The organism is uncultured Psychroserpens sp. (assembly GCF_947503375.1).
Lineage (GTDB): Bacteria > Bacteroidota > Bacteroidia > Flavobacteriales > Flavobacteriaceae > Psychroserpens.
In genome coordinates, this window is record NZ_CANNDQ010000001.1 from 48611 (window position 1) to 67701 (window position 19091).

The 19091-nt window shown below is 34.6% G+C and carries 13 protein-coding genes and 1 tRNA gene; 4 read left to right on the top strand and 10 right to left on the bottom strand.

The genetic code is table 11. From position 1 onward, the window contains the following. Window positions 1–8: 8 nt before the first annotated feature. Genes Q0876_RS00195 through Q0876_RS00210 form a run of 4 tightly spaced genes read right to left on the bottom strand, consistent with a single transcriptional unit; the run spans window position 9 to window position 6818 of the window. Entirely contained in the window at window positions 9–539 is a 531-nt protein-coding gene (locus Q0876_RS00195) for a DUF3341 domain-containing protein (RefSeq protein ID WP_299222822.1), read from the bottom strand. Between the two features lie 9 nt (window positions 540–548). Beyond that, the gene (gene nrfD / locus Q0876_RS00200) at window positions 549–2306 is read right to left on the bottom strand and encodes an NrfD/PsrC family molybdoenzyme membrane anchor subunit (protein WP_299222824.1); all 1758 of its coding nucleotides are present in this window, start codon (window positions 2304–2306) and stop codon (window positions 549–551) included. Between the two features lie 32 nt (window positions 2307–2338). Then, entirely contained in the window at window positions 2339–5485 is a 3147-nt protein-coding gene (locus tag Q0876_RS00205; RefSeq protein WP_299222826.1) for a TAT-variant-translocated molybdopterin oxidoreductase, read from the bottom strand. Between the two features lie 34 nt (window positions 5486–5519). Continuing rightward, the gene (locus Q0876_RS00210) at window positions 5520–6818 is read right to left on the bottom strand and encodes a c-type cytochrome (protein WP_299223932.1); all 1299 of its coding nucleotides are present in this window, start codon (window positions 6816–6818) and stop codon (window positions 5520–5522) included. 244 nt (window positions 6819–7062) lie between these two features. Between Q0876_RS00210 and Q0876_RS00215 the strand changes: the two genes are divergently transcribed. Continuing rightward, window positions 7063–7446, top strand: a complete 384-nt coding sequence (locus Q0876_RS00215) for an SPOR domain-containing protein (protein WP_299222827.1) — start codon at window positions 7063–7065, stop codon at window positions 7444–7446. A gap of 69 nt (window positions 7447–7515) precedes the next feature. Here the strand turns inward: Q0876_RS00215 and infB are convergent, their stop codons facing one another. Genes infB through rimP form a run of 3 tightly spaced genes read right to left on the bottom strand, consistent with a single transcriptional unit; the run spans window position 7516 to window position 11964 of the window. Then, the gene (gene infB, locus Q0876_RS00220; protein ID WP_299222829.1) at window positions 7516–10224 is read right to left on the bottom strand and encodes a translation initiation factor IF-2; all 2709 of its coding nucleotides are present in this window, start codon (window positions 10222–10224) and stop codon (window positions 7516–7518) included. 30 nt (window positions 10225–10254) lie between these two features. Beyond that, window positions 10255–11487 carry a transcription termination factor NusA gene (gene nusA, locus Q0876_RS00225; protein WP_299222831.1) on the bottom strand — a complete coding sequence of 411 codons (1233 nt, stop codon included), beginning with the start codon at window positions 11485–11487 and terminating at the stop codon, window positions 10255–10257. A gap of 12 nt (window positions 11488–11499) precedes the next feature. Then, complete coding sequence (gene rimP, locus Q0876_RS00230; protein ID WP_299222833.1) at window positions 11500–11964, bottom strand: ribosome assembly cofactor RimP; 465 nt, start codon at window positions 11962–11964, stop codon at window positions 11500–11502. Window positions 11965–12117: 153 nt separating this feature from the next. Between rimP and Q0876_RS00235 the strand changes: the two genes are divergently transcribed. Continuing rightward, complete coding sequence (locus Q0876_RS00235) at window positions 12118–12942, top strand: universal stress protein (RefSeq protein ID WP_299222835.1); 825 nt, start codon at window positions 12118–12120, stop codon at window positions 12940–12942. A 47-nt stretch (window positions 12943–12989) separates the two neighbouring features. On the opposite strand, the gene Q0876_RS00240 is transcribed toward Q0876_RS00235, so the two are convergent. Then, window positions 12990–13062: transfer RNA gene (locus tag Q0876_RS00240), tRNA-Gln, on the bottom strand. Window positions 13063–13213: 151 nt separating this feature from the next. On the opposite strand from Q0876_RS00240, the gene Q0876_RS00245 reads away from it, so the two are divergent. Both Q0876_RS00245 and Q0876_RS00250 read left to right on the top strand, forming a co-directional pair. Next, window positions 13214–16750: a DUF2723 domain-containing protein gene (locus Q0876_RS00245; protein WP_299222836.1), complete on the top strand. Its 3537-nt coding sequence runs from the start codon at window positions 13214–13216 to the stop codon at window positions 16748–16750. A 48-nt stretch (window positions 16751–16798) separates the two neighbouring features. Then, window positions 16799–17410 (top strand): polysaccharide deacetylase family protein, encoded by a 612-nt coding sequence (locus tag Q0876_RS00250; RefSeq protein WP_299222837.1) that lies wholly within the window; start codon window positions 16799–16801, stop codon window positions 17408–17410. On the opposite strand, the gene Q0876_RS00255 is transcribed toward Q0876_RS00250, so the two are convergent. Together Q0876_RS00255 and Q0876_RS00260 are read right to left on the bottom strand one after the other, a co-directional pair. Next, the gene (locus Q0876_RS00255; RefSeq protein WP_299222839.1) at window positions 17407–17703 is read right to left on the bottom strand and encodes a co-chaperone YbbN; all 297 of its coding nucleotides are present in this window, start codon (window positions 17701–17703) and stop codon (window positions 17407–17409) included. The two genes, Q0876_RS00250 and Q0876_RS00255, sit on opposite strands and share 4 nt — an antisense overlap. Window positions 17704–17757: 54 nt before the next feature. Beyond that, a complete protein-coding gene (locus tag Q0876_RS00260; RefSeq protein WP_299222841.1) occupies window positions 17758–18987 on the bottom strand; it encodes a metallophosphoesterase in 1230 nt (409 codons plus the stop codon). Window positions 18988–19091: the final 104 nt, after the last annotated feature.

Here is a 19091-nt window from a genome sequence, read left to right on the forward strand (position 1 = left end):
TGTATAAATTAGTGCGCTTTATCAATTAAATTTACTTCTACCGCTCCTGTTTCTTTCAATAAATTTGTTAATTCATTTTCATTACCGTGAACAGGAATTTCCATTAAAAAATGATCATCAGTCGTTCTCGGATCTGGGTTTTCGGCTTTTTTAAATGGCCACATTCTACTTCTTAAATAGAATGTAATAACCATTAAATGCGCTGCAAAGAACACTGTTAATTCAAACATGATTGGAACAAATGCAGGCATGTTTTGTATATAACTAAAGCTCGGTTTACCACCAATATTTTGCGGCCAATCTTGAATCATGATAAAATTCATCATGACAACAGCTACTGTTAAACCAACACAGCCATACATAAATGATGCAATAGCTATTCGAGTTGGTTCTAATCCCATAGCTTTGTCTAATCCATGAACTGGAAAAGGTGTATATATCTCTTCTATGTGGTGCTTTTCTGCCTTAACTTTTTTGACAGCATTCATTAAGACGTCATCATCTGTATAAATAGCGTGAATTACTTTTGAAGCTTCCATGTACTATTCTTAGTTTATTAATTTTTTAGCTTGACCAGACCAGTCATCACGTTCAGCTCTTCCTGGGAAAGATCCTGTGATGCTATCTAACAAGTCATATTCTCTTTTTGTCATTTTACTTACTTGTAGGTAAGTATAAATTCCTATTTGATTTAATACGTTTTCCATTTTAGGACCTATACCACTAATCTTTTTAAGATCATCAGCAGTTTGAGTGTCTGGATCAAATTTTCCAATACCATCTAAAAGACTATTAATATCATCTTCATTACTTGGTGCAAAGGCACTTTCAACTGTTGGGTCAGTATCTACTTTAGGCGCAATTACAGTTTTCATTTTAGAGTTAGACGTTCGCTCATCAGAACCTGTCCCAACTAAACTATCACCTGCTTCTCTTATGCGCTTGTAACGTTCACCTGAAGATTTCAAAATTGTTTTCACCTCAGCTTGTGCAATTACAGGGAATGTTCTTGAATACAATAAGAATAACACAAAGAAGAATCCAATAGTTCCAATGAAAATTCCAATATCTACGAATGTTGGTGAGAACATTGTCCAAGATGACGGTAGATAATCTCTATGTAATGAGGTTACAATAATAACGAAACGTTCAAACCACATCCCAATATTTACCACAATTGAAATAAAAAATGAGAACATGATACTTGTACGTAATCTTTTAAACCACATAAATTGAGGTGAAAACACGTTACAAGTCATCATAGCCCAATATGCCCATGCATAAGGTCCAGTTGCTCTGTTTAAAAATGCATATTGTTCATATTCAACACCTGAATACCATGCAATAAATAACTCAGTAATATATGCCACACCAACTATAGAACCTGTAATCATAATTACAATGTTCATTAATTCGATGTGTTGTACTGTGATGTAATCTTCAAGATTACACACTTTTCTCATGATAATTAAAAGCGTGTTTACCATTGCAAATCCAGAGAAAATTGCTCCAGCAACAAAATATGGAGGGAAAATTGTAGTATGCCAACCAGGGATAACTGATGTTGCGAAGTCAAACGATACAATAGTATGAACCGACAATACAAGTGGAGTTGCTAAACCTGCTAACACCAATGATACTTCTTCAAAACGTTGCCAATCTTTAGCTCTACCAGACCATCCAAAACTTAAAAGTGAATATATTTTCTTTTGAAATGGTTTTACAGCACGGTCACGAATCATTGCGAAATCTGGTAATAAACCAGTCCACCAAAACACTAATGATACAGACAAGTATGTAGAAATTGCAAATACGTCCCAAAGTAGTGGTGAATTAAAGTTTACCCAAAGCGAACCAAACTGATTGGGAATAGGTAATACCCAATATCCTAACCATGGACGACCCATGTGAATGATTGGAAATAATCCTGCCTGTACTACTGAGAAAATGGTCATTGCTTCTGCAGATCGGTTAATAGCCATTCTCCATTTTTGACGGAAAAGTAAAAGTACTGCAGAAATCAATGTTCCTGCATGACCAATACCAACCCACCAAACGAAGTTAGTTATATCCCAAGCCCAACCTACGGTTTTATTTAAACCCCAAGTTCCTATACCTGTTGATATTGTATAGATAATACATCCAATTCCCCAAAGGAAAGCGACAAGTGCGATTGAAAATACAATCCACCATGATTTATTTGCTTTTCCTTCCACAGGAGCTGCCACATCTACCGATACATCGTGATATGATTTTTCTCCTGTAACTAAGGGTCTTCTAATAGGTGCTTCGTAATGAGACGCCATAATCTATTTTAATTGTTTCTTAATTAATCTTTTTATGCTTCAGTTGTATTTCTCACCTTAGTATGATACTGCACATTTGGTTTAGTACCTACACTTTCTAATAAGTGATACATACGATCATCTTTTAAAAGTTTTGCAACTTTACTTTCTTTATCGTTGATATCTCCAAATACCATAGCTCCACTACTACAAGCTGCAGAACAAGCTGTTTGGAATTCACCATCTTTAATTTCACGTCCATCTCGCTTAGCGTCTAAAATAGTTTTCTGTGTCTTTTGAATACACATAGAACATTTTTCCATCACACCACGAGAACGAACTACCACGTCTGGATTTAGTACCATACGCCCTAAATCATCATTCATATGATAGTCAAACTCATCATTCTGAGCGTACAAGAACCAATTGAAGCGACGTACTTTATACGGGCAGTTATTTGCACAATAACGCGTGCCTACACAACGGTTGTAAGCCATGTGATTTTGACCTTGACGACCATGTGATGTAGCTGCTACTGGACAAACTGTTTCACAAGGTGCGTGATTGCAATGTTGACACATTACTGGCTGAAAAGCAACTTGAGGGTTATCCGCAGGATTTTCCATTTCTCCAAATCCTCCTAAAGAACCTTTATCTCCCCAAAGTCCAGAAAACTCATCTTTCTTAGTGTCATCTTGCTCAAACGTTTCTTCAGAAGAATAGTATCTATCGATACGCAACCAATGCATATCACGACTACGTCTAATTTCTTCTTTACCAACTACTGGCACATTATTTTCAGCGTGGCAAGCAATCACACATGCACCACATCCAGTACAAGCATTTAAATCTATTGACAGATTAAAATGATGGCCAATTGAACGATCAAACTCATCCCAAAGGTCAACTTCTGGAGAAGTTACAGGTGTTTCTATATGGTTAAGAGATACTTTTGGAATTGGATTCCAATGCTCTTTATCTTTTGTATTAAATATTTCAAGTGTGGTTTCTCTGATGATATCTCCACGCCCCATTAATGTATTCTGCAATTGAACACAAGCAAACTCATGCATTCCAGCAGCCTTTTCAATAGTCACGTTTTGTGCAGTATCAAAATTCTGGTATAGTGGATAGGCATTAACACCCGTTTTCATTTCATCTTTTAAACCCGCTGTTCTTCCAAACCCGAAAGATAGTCCTGCAGACCCTTTAGCTTGTCCTGGTTGAATAATAACCGGCACATTCTTGACTGTTGCGCCATTAACTGTTACATCTACATAACTACCATTTAATGCTCCAGTTGCTTCATATTCATTAACTAAGCCTAATTCTTTTGCATCAGCAGCAGAAATCGTTAGATAATTGTCCCATGAGGTTCTAGTAATAGGATCTGGAAATTCTTGTAACCATGGGTTATTAGCCTGTTGACCATCACCCATACCCACTTTAGTATAAAGTTGCAACTCCATACTTCCAGATTTAGCTGACGCTAATGCTCTAGCTGCTGAACCTGCAGACACAAAACCAACTGCATCATCAATTACATTTTGAAATGCTTCTTCACCTGGCTCGATAGCTGTTGTATTTCCTGTAGTGGTTGTTTCAGTAGCGATACTTCCTACATAAACTCCATCTTGTACTGCTTTATTAAATGAGCTCCCATTTAATATTGAAGTGCCCCAAGCATCTTTAATATACTCACGGTAAGTCATATCATTATCTGTCCACTTCAGTAAAGCTTCTTGAAATTGACGGGTATCAAACAAAGGACGAATAGTAGGTTGCATCACGCTGTAATGACCTTTCTTCATTTCTACATCCCCCCAAGATTCTAGATAATGAGGTGCAGCAGCAATGTAAGTACAAGCTGTAGATGTTTCATCTGCTTTCATTGAGAACGCCACAGACAATTCTGTCTTAGCTAGACCTTCTTTAAAATCTGTAGCATTAGGCAATGTATATAATGGGTTAACACCACTCATGATAATAGCGCTAACCTTACCTGCTTTCATATCTGCAACTAAAGCCATTACATCTTTACTATTACCTTGTCTTGTTTTAATTGGTGTATCAGGATTAAAGGCCTTACTTCCTATAGCGGCATTTACTTCTAATGCAACTGTTTGTGCATTCACATCTTGTAAACCTGTTACTAGAACACCATTACTTCCTGCTTTTATTAATTCGTTAGCAGCACTTTGAACTGCTTTATTGATATGTTCAGGTAAATCTGTAGACACAGAAGTACCAACAACCATACTGTATAATTTAGCTAATGCTTGCTTTTGTTGACTAGGTGTTAGTGGTATACGCTTGTCTGCATTAGCACCTGATAACGACATATTAGATTCAAACTGAATATGGCGAGACATCTTTCCATCTTTAGGAACACGACCTTTAGCATATCCAGAATCAAATCCTCCACCTTGCCAATCAGCTAAGAAATCTGCACCAACAGACACAATAGTCATTGCTTTTGAAAAATCGTAATTTGCCAAGGCACGCTCTCCATATTTTGCTTGGTAAGCATCTAAAGCAGCTGATTCTGAAACTGCATCATATACCACATGACGCACATTACCATATTTGGTTGCAAATTCTGATATCAACTTTGATGTTGATGGACTTGCAAAAGTTTGTGTTAATAAGACAATTTGTTTCCCTGACGATTGTAACGCTTGTAATTTTTGAGTTACATCTGCATCTAATTCTGACCAAGAGATTTCAGACTCACCTTTCATTGGTGACTTCACTCTTAATATGTCGTACAGCCCTAAAACTGAAGCATTAACTCTAGCATTAGCACTACCATTAGTAGCTGCCATAGTATTATTTTCGATCTTTATAGGACGACCTTCACGAGTTTTAACCAATACACTAGCAAAGTCAAAACCATCAGCAATAGTTGTGGCATAATAGTTAGCAACACCTGGAATAATTTCTTCAGGTTGAACTACGTAAGGAATAGATTTAATCACTGGCCCTTCACAAGCTGCTAAAGATGCTGCTGCAGTACTAAAACCAACGTATTTTAAAAAGTCACGACGCGTAGTAGAAGAAGATTCTAAAGATTCTTTATTACCTAAAAACTCATCGGTAGGAATCTCGTTAACAAATTCATTTTCTTTTAGCGTCTCAACAATAGAGCTGTTTTCGTTTAGCTCTTCAACACTTTTCCAGTATTTCTTGTTTGATGACATATTATATAATTGAATTACTTCTTATTAAACTTATTTAGTAATGGCATTTTCCACATTCTAGCCCACCCATTTGAGCAGCTGTTAATTTTTCAACACCATATTTCTTAGATAATTGCTCATGTATTTTTGTGTAATATGCATTATCTTTTACGTTAACTTCTGTCTTTCTATGACAATCAATACACCAACCCATTGTTAATGGTGAATACTGATACATCACTTCCATTTCTTCAACTGGTCCATGACAAGTTTGACACTCTACACCAGCAACAGTAACGTGTTGTGAGTGGTTGAAATAAGCAAAATCTGGGAGATTGTGTATTCTTACCCATTTAACAGGCTCAGTTTCTCCAGTATATTTTTGCTCTGCATCATCCCATCCAACAGCTTTATATAACTTTTGAATTTCAGCATTGTAATCTACGCCATATTCGTCTAAACCTTCTTGTTGTGTTTCGGCAGATACTTCATAAATAGACTTATGACAGTTCATACAAATATTCAATGAAGGGATTCCTGAGTGCTTACTTACACGTGCTGATGAGTGACAATACTTACAGTCAATACCATTGTCTCCAGCATGTATTCTATGTGAATAGTGTATCGGCTGTACTGGCTCATAACCTTGATCTACACCTATTTGAGAGAGGTAACCAAACACAAAATATGCACTTGCTAATAAGAAGAAAATTACAGTAACTAAAACCAAGAATTGGTTTTGAGCAAAGGCTTTCCAGATTGGAACACTTTTATCTTCTTTGGCGATATCTATTCCTTTAGCTTCGGCAAAACGATTTAACGTTTGTCTCACCAAAATTAAGGCTATTGCTAATAATGCAAATAAGATAGCTAAAGCGCCAAGAATCAATTTATTTGAGACACCTCCTGTTGGAGGTTGATTTGGATCTATAGGAGGAACTGGACCATCCACTTTTTCAGCCGGTGGCTCAGCCGTATATGCTAGAATATCACTAATATCTTGGTCTGTCAACTGCGGAAATGCTGTCATTGCAGTACCATTGTACTCATTGTAAATCTTGTTAGCATAAGCATCACCAGATTTAACCATTCCTGCACTGTTACGAATCCATGCATTAAGCCATTCTCTGTCTAAGCCTTGTTCTTCTGCTAAACGCGCTTCAACATTACGCAGAGCAGGACCTGTCATTTTCTTATCTAGTTTATGACATGAGGCACAGTTGGTATTAAATAGTGTTTTTCCTTTAACAGGATCGCCTTCTTGAGCAATAAGTGAAGTTGAAAACGTGAGTAAAAAAACTAACCCTAAATTGAGAAAATTTGATGTTAGTTTACGGTAAATCACTTGTATCATAGTGTTAGTTGAATTATCTTCTAAACTTTGGTATGATTTTTTCATTAATTGTATTGAAAAAAACGTTTATAAAATCTCACGCAAAAATAACACTTAATGTCGATTTGGGAAATGTTACAGAACTGTTAATTGATAATTTATAAAGATTCTAAATAATATTTTAAGCCTAAAATTAGTTTAAAAAATAACCCAAATACAAAGACTGCTAAAAAAAATCATTTTCTTTGTATAAAATTAAAGAACCATGTTAAAAAACAATATTAAATTCATCGTATTTTTCATTGCTTGTTTTGTCTTTCAAAATCAAAGTTTTGCACAGCAAGGTACTGTAACTGTAGATCAAGATAGCGATATTGACAAACTTTTAGATTATAAAAAAGACGTTAAGACCGTAAATTTATATAAGATTCAGATCTATTCTGGAGACCGCTTTAATGCTGAAAACACTAAGAAAAACTTTTTAAATTCGTTTGGAGAATGGCCAGTTGAAATGGTCTACGAACAACCAAATACTAAAATCCAAGTTGGAAAATTTAGAAGTCGACTTGAAGCAGATAAAGCCTTATTAAAAATCAAGAAGAAGTATTCAAACGCTTTTATTTTTGAGCCCAAAAAGGATAAAAAATAAGAAAATTTTATCATAAAAAAAGCGAGCATTGTTGATGCTCGCTTTTTTATTTAAGTGTCATGATGATTTTTATTTTAGTGTCTTTTTGACTTCCACTTCTTGGAATGCTTCAAGAACATCATCTATTTGAATATCGTTATAATTCTTCAACTGAATACCACAATCGTAACCTTTAGCTACTTCTTTAACATCGTCTTTAAAACGTTTCAATGATGCTAGTTCACCTGTGTGAATAACGACACCATCACGTATCAAACGAATACCAGAGTTTCTAAATATTTTACCATTAGTTACCATACAACCTGCGATTGTACCAATTTTTGAAATCTTAAAGGTTTCTCTAATTTCGGCAGTACCTGTAATTTCTTCTTTAAGCTCTGGAGATAACATTCCTTCCATTGCATCTTTAAGATCGTTGATTGCATCGTAGATAATAGAGTACGTTCTGATATCTATTTCTTCATTATCAGCAATTTGACGTGCATTACCCATTGGTCGTACATTAAATCCAATTATAATAGCATCTGAAGCTGTTGCCAATAGCACATCACTTTCGGTAATGGCTCCAACACCTTTATGGATAATATTAACTTGAATCTCTTCAGTAGATAATTTCTGGAATGAATCTGTCAATGCCTCAACAGAGCCATCCACATCACCTTTAAGAATGATATTTAATTCTTGGAAATCACCCAATGCTATACGACGACCAATTTCATCGAGCGTGATATGACGCTGCGTTCTTACCGATTGTTCACGTTGTAATTGTGTACGTTTGGCAGCAATTTGTTTTGCTTCACGCTCATCTTCAAATACATTGAATTTATCACCTGCTTGAGGTGCTCCATCTAATCCTAAGATAGAAACTGGTGTTGATGGTCCAGCAGCTTTGACTTCATTTCCACGCTCATCATGCATTGCTTTAACTTTACCACTATTCTTCCCTGCCAACACGTAATCACCAACCTTTAAAGTTCCTGCTTGTACCAAAATTGTAGATACGTACCCACGTCCTTTATCTAAGAACGCTTCTACTACAGTTCCAACAGCATTTTTATTAGGGTTAGCTTTAAGTTCTAGTAACTCTGCTTCAAGTAAAACTTTTTCTAGCAACTCTTTAATACCTGTTCCGTTTTTAGCTGAAATATCATGTGACTGGATTTTTCCGCCCCAATCTTCAACCAATAAATTCATGTTTGCCAATCCTTCTTTTACCTTATCAGGGTTTGCTCCAGGTTTATCTATTTTATTTATAGCAAAAACAATTGGTACTTCGGCTGCTTGAGCATGAGCAATTGCTTCTTTTGTTTGTGGCATTATGGCATCATCAGCAGCTATAACAATAATTGCTAAATCGGTAACTTGAGCTCCACGAGCACGCATTGCCGTAAAGGCTTCGTGACCTGGTGTATCTAAAAATGCTATTTTTTGACCATTGTCTAATTGTACGCCATAAGCACCTATATGCTGAGTAATACCTCCTGACTCTCCTGCAATAACATTTTCTTTACGTATGTAATCTAACAACGACGTTTTACCGTGATCTACGTGACCCATTACAGTTACAATTGGTGCACGCGTTTCTAAATCTTCTTCTTTATCTTGTACTTCTTCAAAAGACTCTTCAATATCAGCAGTTACAAATTCTACTTCATAACCAAACTCATCAGCTACAACAGAAAGGGTCTCTGCATCAAGACGTTGGTTCATGGTAACCATCATACCTAAAGACATACATGCAGAAATAATTTCAGTTACAGAAACATCCATCATTGTAGCTACTTCGCTCGCTGTAACAAATTCTGTTACTTTTAAAATCTTGCTTTCAGCTGCTTCAGCTTGTAGATCTTTTTCGGTTTGTTCTCTATGTTGATCTCTTTTCTCTCTTCTATATTTAGCACCTTTGCCTTTACTAGATTTGCCTTGTAGCTTTTCTAATGTTTCACGTACTTGTTTTTGTACTTCTTCAGCACTAGGCTCTTCTTTAACAACAGCAGGTCGTTTCCCTTTTCCTTTGTAACCACCTCTTTGGTTGTTTTTATTTCCAAAATTATTATCTCCTCCCGAACCTGGTCCTTTACTAATACGACGTCTTTTTTTCTTATTAGCGTCATTTGACTTTTCTGCTGGTTTTTTGTCTTCTTTCTTTTTCTTTGGTTTATTGAATTTTGAAAGATCAATCTTTTCACCAGCTATGGTTGGTCCTGATAACTTTTTATACTGCGTTTTTAAAGTCTCATCTTCAGGTTCTTTATCCTGTTTATCTACTTTAGTTTCTGTCTTAACCGTTTTTGCCTTTGGTACTTTTGCTTTAGGCGCTTCTTTAACTTTTGGTTTTTCTACTACTTCGGCTTCTTCTACTTTCTCTTCTACTTTGTCTTCAACAGGTTCTGGAACTGCTTCTTCCTCTTTTTTAGTTACCGCTTTAGGTTGATCTAGATCGATCTTACCAACTTGTTTCGGACCGCTTAGATCTACTTTTGCCTTAACAACTTCATTACTCTTTTCCTCTTGCTTGGCTTTTTCTTCTAATTCACGCTCTCGCTGTTCGCGCAATTCTTCCTTTTCTTTGAGTTTAGCCTCACTAACTTCTTGCGACGCCATTTTTTTATTAGCATCGGTTTGAAATTCGTTTGAAAGAACTGTGTAAACGTCTTCTGATATTTTTGTATTAGGGCTCTTCTCAATAGAAATGCCTTTTGATTCTAAAAAATCAACAGCACGATCTATAGAGATATTGAGTTCTCGTAATACTTTATTTAATCTTGTTTGAGCCATAAATTACTTGTAATATAACTTAAAAATCTTTTATTCTTCAAATTCTTCTTTAAGAATTCTTATCACATCTAGAATTGTTTCCTCTTCTAAATCTGTTCGTTTTACTAGGTCTTCAACATCTTGTTCTAGAACACTTTTTGCTGTATCTAAACCTGCTTTACTAAATTCGTCTATAATCCAGCTTTCTATTTCATCAGAAAACTCTCTTAATTCTACATCTTCTTCTGCACCTTCTCTAAAGACATCTATCTCATAACCTGTTAATTGTCCTGCTAATCTAATATTATGACCTCCTCTACCAATGGCTTTTGATACTTCTTCAGGTTTTAATAGTACTTCTGCACGTTTGTTTTCCTCATCAATTTTAATAGAGGTTACTCTCGCTGGGCTGAGTGCTCTTGTTATAAATAAATTCAAGTTGTTAGTATAGTTAATAACATCTATATTTTCATTGCCTAATTCACGTACAATACCATGAATTCTTGAACCTTTCATCCCAACACAAGCACCTACTGGGTCAATTCTATCATCATAAGAATCTACGGCTACTTTAGCTTTTTCACCAGGAATTCTAACCACTTTTTTAATAGTTATTAAACCGTCAAACACTTCTGGTATTTCTTGTTCAAATAATTTCTCAAGGAATACTGGCGCTGTTCTTGACATGACGATTGCGGGCTTATTTCCCTTAAGCTCAACGCTTTCTATAATCCCTCTAACATTTTCGCCTTTTCTAAAAAAGTCTGAAGGAATTTGCTTATCTTTTGGTAAGATAATCTCATTACCTTCATCATCTAATAAAATGATTGCTCTATGACGAATATGATGTACTTCAGCAGAATAAATTTCACCTTCTAAATCTTTGAATTGCTTATAAATGTTAGTGTTATCGTGTTCGTGAATCTTTGAAATTAAGTTTTGTCTTAATGCTAAAATAGAACGACGCCCTAAATCAACTAGTTTTACCTCTTCAGCTACATCTTCTCCAACTTCAAAATCTGGTTCAATTTTTTGAGCTTCAGATAATGCAATTTCTTGGTTTGGTTCTTCAACCTCATCATCTGCAACTACAATTCTATTTCTCCATATCTCTAAATCACCTTTATCTGGATTGATAATGATATCAAAGTTATCATCATCACCATATTTCTTCTTCAACGCATTTCTTAATACATCTTCTAAAATCGCCATTAACGTTACACGATCTATTAACTTATCGTCCTTAAATTCTGAAAAAGATTCAATTAACGCAATATTTTCCATTACTGTTATGAATTAAAATTTTATTACAACTTGAGCTTTAGAAATCGTATTATACGATACTTCGGCTTGCTTTTTTACGGTTACTTTACCTTTGCCTACTGGCTTAGGCTCTCTTACTTTCCATTCTAGATTGATCCTATCATCGTCAGCTTCTATAAGTGTACCTTCAATGGTTTGATCTTCTTTGGTTTTTATATTAAGCGTTCTGCCAATATGTTTTTTGTACTGCCTTTTATTTGTTAAAGGTTCTGTTGCACCAGCAGATAAAACTTCAAGAGAAAAATCTTGTTCTTCTCTATCTAGGTTATGTTCAATTGCTCGACTTATAAATATACAATCTTCTACTAAGACACCATTATCACCATCAATCACGATTTTAATTGTATTATCAGCCGAAACATCAAAATCAATCAAAAACAAATCTTCACGTTGTTTCAACCCCTCTTTTAATAATTTTTTTACAGTATCTCTGAACATTTTTAGTATAAAAAGAGCGGACTTTCCGTCCGCTCATTATTTTTATTTCTTCAAACAACGCTGCAAATATACAACAATTATATTGATTTTTACAACTGCTGCTATGTCGTTTTTTATTATTAAATTTATATAATACAAATCAACTCAATCAATATGAAAAAAATACTAGTCCCGACAGATTTTTCAAAAGAAGCTGAAAACGCATTAAAAGTAGCTGCTCAACTAGCAAAAAGACACAGTAGTGAGATTTATTTGTTGCACATGCTAGAAATCCCTATGCAAGAAACTGATGCTGTAAGCGCTCAAGCAGACGTACCTGAAGTCATGTTCTTTATGAAAATGGCACATCAAAAATTTGAAGATATTATGAATAGTGATTTCCTCACTGATATTACGGTTCATGAAATAGTTAAACCCGATGCCTCATTCAATGGCGTAGTTGATATTTGTCGCGAACACGGTGCAGATATTATTATCATGGGTTCACATGGTGCTAGCGGTTTTAAAGAGATGTTTGTGGGATCGAACGCTGAAAAGGTTGTTAGAACCTCTGATGTTCCTGTTCTAGTTATTAAGAACGAGCATCCAGATTTTAGTGTAGATGATTTTGTATTTGCTTCAGATTTTAAGAACGACAATAAGGAAACATACAAACAAGCTACAGAGTTAGCTACAGCTCTTGGCGCTAAAATTCATTTACTAATGGTGAATACAGCTGGCAATTTCACCACAACTACTAAAGCGAACAAACGCATTAACTCTTTTATAGAAGATTATAGCTTTAAAAATTACACTGTAAATATTTATAATGATGAAAGTGTAGAAAAAGGAATTTTGAATTTTTCAAATGATATCGATGCAGATCTTATTGGCATTAGCACGCATGGCAGACAAGGCATTGCGCATTTCTTTAATGGAAGTATTAGTGAAGATTTAGTTAACCATGCTAAACGTCCAGTAATTACATTTAAAATATAGTGAAACATTCAAAAAAAGAAAAGTCTTCCGTTCGGAAGACTTTTTTGTTGGCCTACTAGGGCTCGAACCTAGACTCTTCTGGACCAAAACCAGACGTGTTGCCAGTTACACCATAGGCCAATCTCTAAATGAGGATGCAAATTTAGTACAAAGTTTTATTTGCACAAATAAAAATATATAAAATAATCAAAAAAGCTTAACGTTAACTTAAAAACATTAGGGTTTAACATATTTATTAGTAAATTCGCTCGCATATAAATAGACTGTTTTTATGACACATTTCAACTTCAAGAAATGGAATACCATCTTAGGGTGGTTTGCTTTTACCATAGCTTTAATTACCTATGCCTTAACTATTGAGCCCACTGTAAGTTTTTGGGATGCAGGAGAATACATACTTACCTCTTCAAAACTGCAGGTAGGCCATCCTCCTGGTGCGCCATTATTTCAAATGTTAGGTGCATTTTTTTCATGGTTTGCACTTGAACCTTCCCAAATAGGAATGATGCTTAATATGATGAGTGCTGTTGCAAGCGCGTTTACTATATTATTCATGTTCTGGACCATTAGTTTATTATTAAAAAAGTTAGTCGTTAAAGATGGTGAAATCACTCAAAAAACTTCAATAGCAATATTAGGTAGTGCTTTAGTTGGAAGTTTAGCTTTTACATTTACAGATTCCTTCTGGTTTAATGCCGTAGAAACCGAAGTTTATGCAATGGCAACACTCATTATGGCAATTCTGTTTTATTTAGGATTACGATGGGAACAAGACATGAACGAACCAAGAGGACATAGATGGTTAATCTTAATCGCATTTGTAATTGGCTTATCATTTGGTGTACATTTTATGGGATTATTAACCATTCCTGCTATTAGTCTTATTTATTATTTTAAGAATTACAAAGACAAGCTTTTACCAAGTTTTTTATTAGCCTTTGCTATTTTTTTAATTTCAATCCCTATCGTCATATTTGCTGTCACTTTAATTTTTAGCTTAGTTGAAGGGACTATGTTCAGAATTCCTTTTGTACTCTTAGTTATTTTACTAAAACCACTATATAAAGTACTCTATCAAATTTATTTACCCTTTGAAAAGAACGTTACATATAAAGATTTTATACAAAAAAACTTGCATTTTCTACTAGCAAATGTAATTGCGGCTGCGATACTTTTATTTATTTTCAAACTATTACTTCCAAATGCATTAAAACTATTTAGTATTTCAGAAATTTTCTTTGTAAACACCATAGGCCTTCCTTTTAATTCAGGTTCTGTAATAGCTGGTTTGGTTTTGGTGTTAGCATTTTATTTTGGATTGAAGCACACCAAGAAGAAAGGCTACAAATATGCTAACACATTAATCTTATGTCTGATTTTTATCTTCATTGGTTTCTCCTCTTGGTTAATGCTTCCTATAAGAGCCAATGCTAATGTTATAATTAATGAAAACAATCCTTCAAGCGCAAGAGAACTACTTGCCTATTACAACTTAGAACAATATCCTGAAACACATTTGTTCTATGGTCCGTTATTTACTGAACAATATACAGGCTTAGACAAAAATCAACCTTATGTAGATGATAAACCAAAATATGAAAAAGATCATGTTAAAGGCGAATACGTTATTGTAAACGATTACGAGAATGCAAAACAAAATTACAATTCTGAGCATGCAGCTGTACTGCCAAGAATGTGGAGTACAGAACATGCCGAAAACTATATGATGTTTACTGGGCTGTTAGATTTTAAAATCAAACCAGAATATCAAATGGAGAATCAAGTTCGAGCTGTTGTAAACGAATTCAAAAAGGATGTTGCCGCTGGAAAAATAGATTATGAAGACTACCACTCGTTCTTAAAACAATTTGGACAAGAGTATTTAGATATTGAAAAACCATCATTGGTAGATAACTTCTATTATATGATGGACTATCAACTAGGCTACATGTATTGGCGTTATTTTATGTGGAATTTTACAGGAAGACAGGACGACATACAAGGAAAATATAATGCATTGCATGGCAATTGGATCAGTGGAATCAACTTCATAGACGAGTTACATTTAGGTGTCTCACAAGACAATTTACCTAGTGATGTAAAACATAATAAAGCACGAAATACCTATTATTTCTTACCAATGATCCTAGGTTTTGTAGGCTTCTTTTTCTTACTCCTAAAAGATCCAAAACGTTTTTGGGTCATGCTAGTATTTTTCTTATTTACTGGGATTGCAATTCAATTTTATACCAATGTTAGACCTTTTGAACCTAGAGAACGTGATTATTCGGTAGTAGGCTCATTTTATGTATTTGCTATTTGGATAGGTTTTGGCGTCTATGCAATTTATAATTTTTTGAAAGATAAAATTACTTCAAAATTATTAGCACCTGCAATCACTGTCGTGTGCCTTATTTTGGTTCCTAGTATTTTAGCAGCAAACAATTGGGATGATCATGATCGATCAGGTAAATATACCGCGAATGCGATGGCAAGAAAATATTTAGAATCTTGTGCACCTAATGCTATTTTGTTTACTATTGGTGATAATGATAGTTTTCCGCTTTGGTATCTACAAGAAATTGAAGGGGTTCGTACAGATGTTCGCGTTGTCAATACTAGCTTATTTCAAACTGATTGGTATATTGATCAAATGAAACGGCAGGCGTATGAGAGCAAACCTATTCCGTCTCAATTAACGCATGATCAATATAAATATGGCACACGTGATTATATAATGAAATATGAAATCACTAGAGACACATTCATGATCAAAGATTTCATGAATTTCATTAGTAATGATGATCCCAAATACAAATTAAAGTATGCTATGCAACGACAAGGCGAAGATTCAAGAGGATATCCAAGTCACTTGTTAAATTCAAATTACATTCCAACTGAGCATGTTAGAATTCCTGTTAACAAACAAAACGTTTTAGAAAACGGCATTGTTAAACAAAAAGACGCTGACCAGATCGTCCCTTTTATAGATATAAAAGTAAAAGGAGGTGCTTTATACAAAAACAGATTGTTAATGTTAGACATAATAGCTAACAATAACTGGGAACGCCCAATATATTTTACAGGAGGTAGCTTTGGAGATGACGATTACATTTGGATGAAAGACTATCTTCAACTGGATGGTTTGTGTTACAAACTAGTACCTATAAAAACCGCTGTTGATAGAGCCAACCCTTTTGATATGGGACGTATAGATTCTGATTTGATGTACAAAAAAGTGATGTCATGGGATTGGGGAAATAGTGGAAGCGATGACATTTATCATGATGTTGAAACACGTAAAAATGGAATTACGTACAGAGGTAATCTTGCCCGTTTGATGGAACAACTAATTAATGAAGATCAATTTGACAAAGCGGAGAACATTGCTGACCTTGCGATGGAAAAAATGCCAGTTGACAAGTTTGGATATTATACTTTACTTGAACCCTATATTAGTGGTTATTATGAAATAGATAAAAAGGATAAGGCAAGAAGGCTCTATAGAGATGTAGCAAAAAAATATCAAGAAAACCTTAAATATTACAGTGAGTTAACTATTGAAAACCAAACACGCTATATTGAAGAGATCATTACTGATATTGAACGTTACAGAGCTTTAGTTGATGTATTGGTAATTTACAACGATAAGGAATTGGCTTTAGAAGAAACTGAAAAATTCAATAACTATCTTAAATTGTTCAAACATTTTACCGATGATGAAGACTCATATGAACAAGATTTAATACAAGAAGATCCTGATATTGTTAGAGACACTATTGATAGTCTATTAAAACTTGATGAGTAATATATTTTGAAAATTGTTCCTGTTAAAACGCCGTTAGTTGCCAGAAAAATGTTTCCGAATTACATTTGGAATATGCCTACAACTGAAAAGGAATTGTACCTCACTTTTGACGATGGCCCAACACCAATAATAACAGAATGGACTCTAGATATACTTAAGCAATATGATGCAAAAGCAACTTTCTTTTGTATAGGAAGCAATATTGAAAAACATCCTGAGATTTTCAAACAAATTGTAAATCAAGGTCATACTATTGGTAATCATACACATCATCATGTCAAAGGTTGGAAATCAAAAACTAAAAATTATTTAAATGATGTAGCTAAAGCAAAATCAGTAATTGATTCAACTTCAGACTCCAAATCGTTGTTTACCACACCTCTTTTTCGTCCTCCTTACGGACAAATAAAAGTAAGACAAGGAAAACAACTTACAGAACTCGGGTATAAAATTATAATGTGGGATGTTTTGTCTTTTGATTGGGATCAAAACGTTTCTGAAGCCCAATGCTATAGTAATGTAATCTCAAAAAGTAAAGAAGGTAGCATTATTGTATTTCACGATAGCATCAAAGCATCAAAAAATATGATGTACGCACTACCAAAAATGTTAAAGCATTTTAATGATAAAGGGTATAAATTTAGAGCGCTGAAGTTTTAAATGTATTCTTGAACAATAGCTATAAGTGTGTTTGCATCTTGTTCACCGCTATGCCGCCATTTCATCTCTCCATCTTTATAAATAATAAGTGTTGGTAAGCCTTTTACACGAAGTGCATCTGCTAGTTCCTTATTTTTATCAACGTCAATTTTGATTACTTTGGCTTTATCTCCAAGAGCAGCAGCAACATCACGCATTACAGGATGCATTGCCGTAGATTGCTCGTTCCATTCTGTGAAAAAATCTAATAGAACAGGAATATCAACATCTATAAGTTCCCCAAATTTTGACATACGTTTAAACTTTTAAATCAGATATGTATATACAAATATAACATTTCCATGATATTATGCGTTATTTGAACCCTTTTTAAGCGTAATTACAGTAACCTCTGGCCAAATCCCAACGCGTCCAGGATAACCTAAATACCCAAAGCCTCTGTTTACATTTAGGTATTGACCCAACTCCTCATAGATGCCAGCCCATTGTTTATACCTCCATTTTACTGGGCTCCATTTTACCCATCCAGGAATTTCAATACCAAATTGCATCCCGTGCGTGTGACCACTTAGTGTTAAATGGTAATGGTAATTATCATTAACCACCTCAGCTTCCCAATGACTTGGGTCGTGACTCATTAATATCTTAAAATCGTTTGAATTTACATTTTCAGCTGCTTTTTTAAGGTCTCCAGCTTTTTTAAAACCACCTTTTCCCCAGTTTTCTACACCAACAAGGGCTATTCTTTGATTATTTCTTTCTAAAAAATGTGATTCATTTAACAAGAGCTTGTAACCCATTTCTTTTTGAAGTGCTTTAAGATCTTCTAGGTTTTTCGCCTGAGCTTCTTTAGTTTCCCACTGCACATAATCACCATAGTCATGATTTCCTAGCACTGAAAACACACCATCTTTTGCGGTTAATGTCCCGAAGAGATCTTTCCATGGTAACATTTCAGAAGCTTTATTATTAACCATATCACCAGTAAATAAGATCACATCTGATTGTTGTTGATTGATTAAATCGATGCCATATTCAATCTTTTCACGATTGTCAAAACTACCCGAATGAATATCACTAATTTGTGTAATTTTATAATCATCAAAGGCATCGGGTAAATCTTCAAAATGTAATGTATAATCTAAAACCCTAAATCGATACTTTCCTTTATACATTCCGTAAAGTAACGACCCAAAAGGAATAGCTGCTAAACCAAGTGCAATGGCACTTATAAACTTTCGCCGAGAAGGCAAATAGAAAGTTTCTTTAGTAGCAAATAGCTTATCATAAACACCAAGGAATACACGAATAATATCTTCTCCAATCAAAATAGGAACGATTACTAAATTCAAAGACACAAAAGCCAATAGAAAACCAAAGGCATAACTTTTAGCGGGATTAAGAACTCTTCCTTCCGAACCTATCGAGAACTGATAAATAAAATTACCAGCTATGACTAGCGCAATAGCAATGAATAAGTAATGTATCCAACTTAATTTGGTAACGGTCTTAATGGCTTGAAAACCATAAACTGAAAAAAGAGTGTAGATTAAAACAAATATAATCCAACGCACCATAGATGTAGTTTTTTCAAAGATAATTGATTTTAGAATGGAACTAAGCAGATAAAATATATTTAACGATACCTTAAGATTTATTATCTTTTCAAACAATTAAAAAA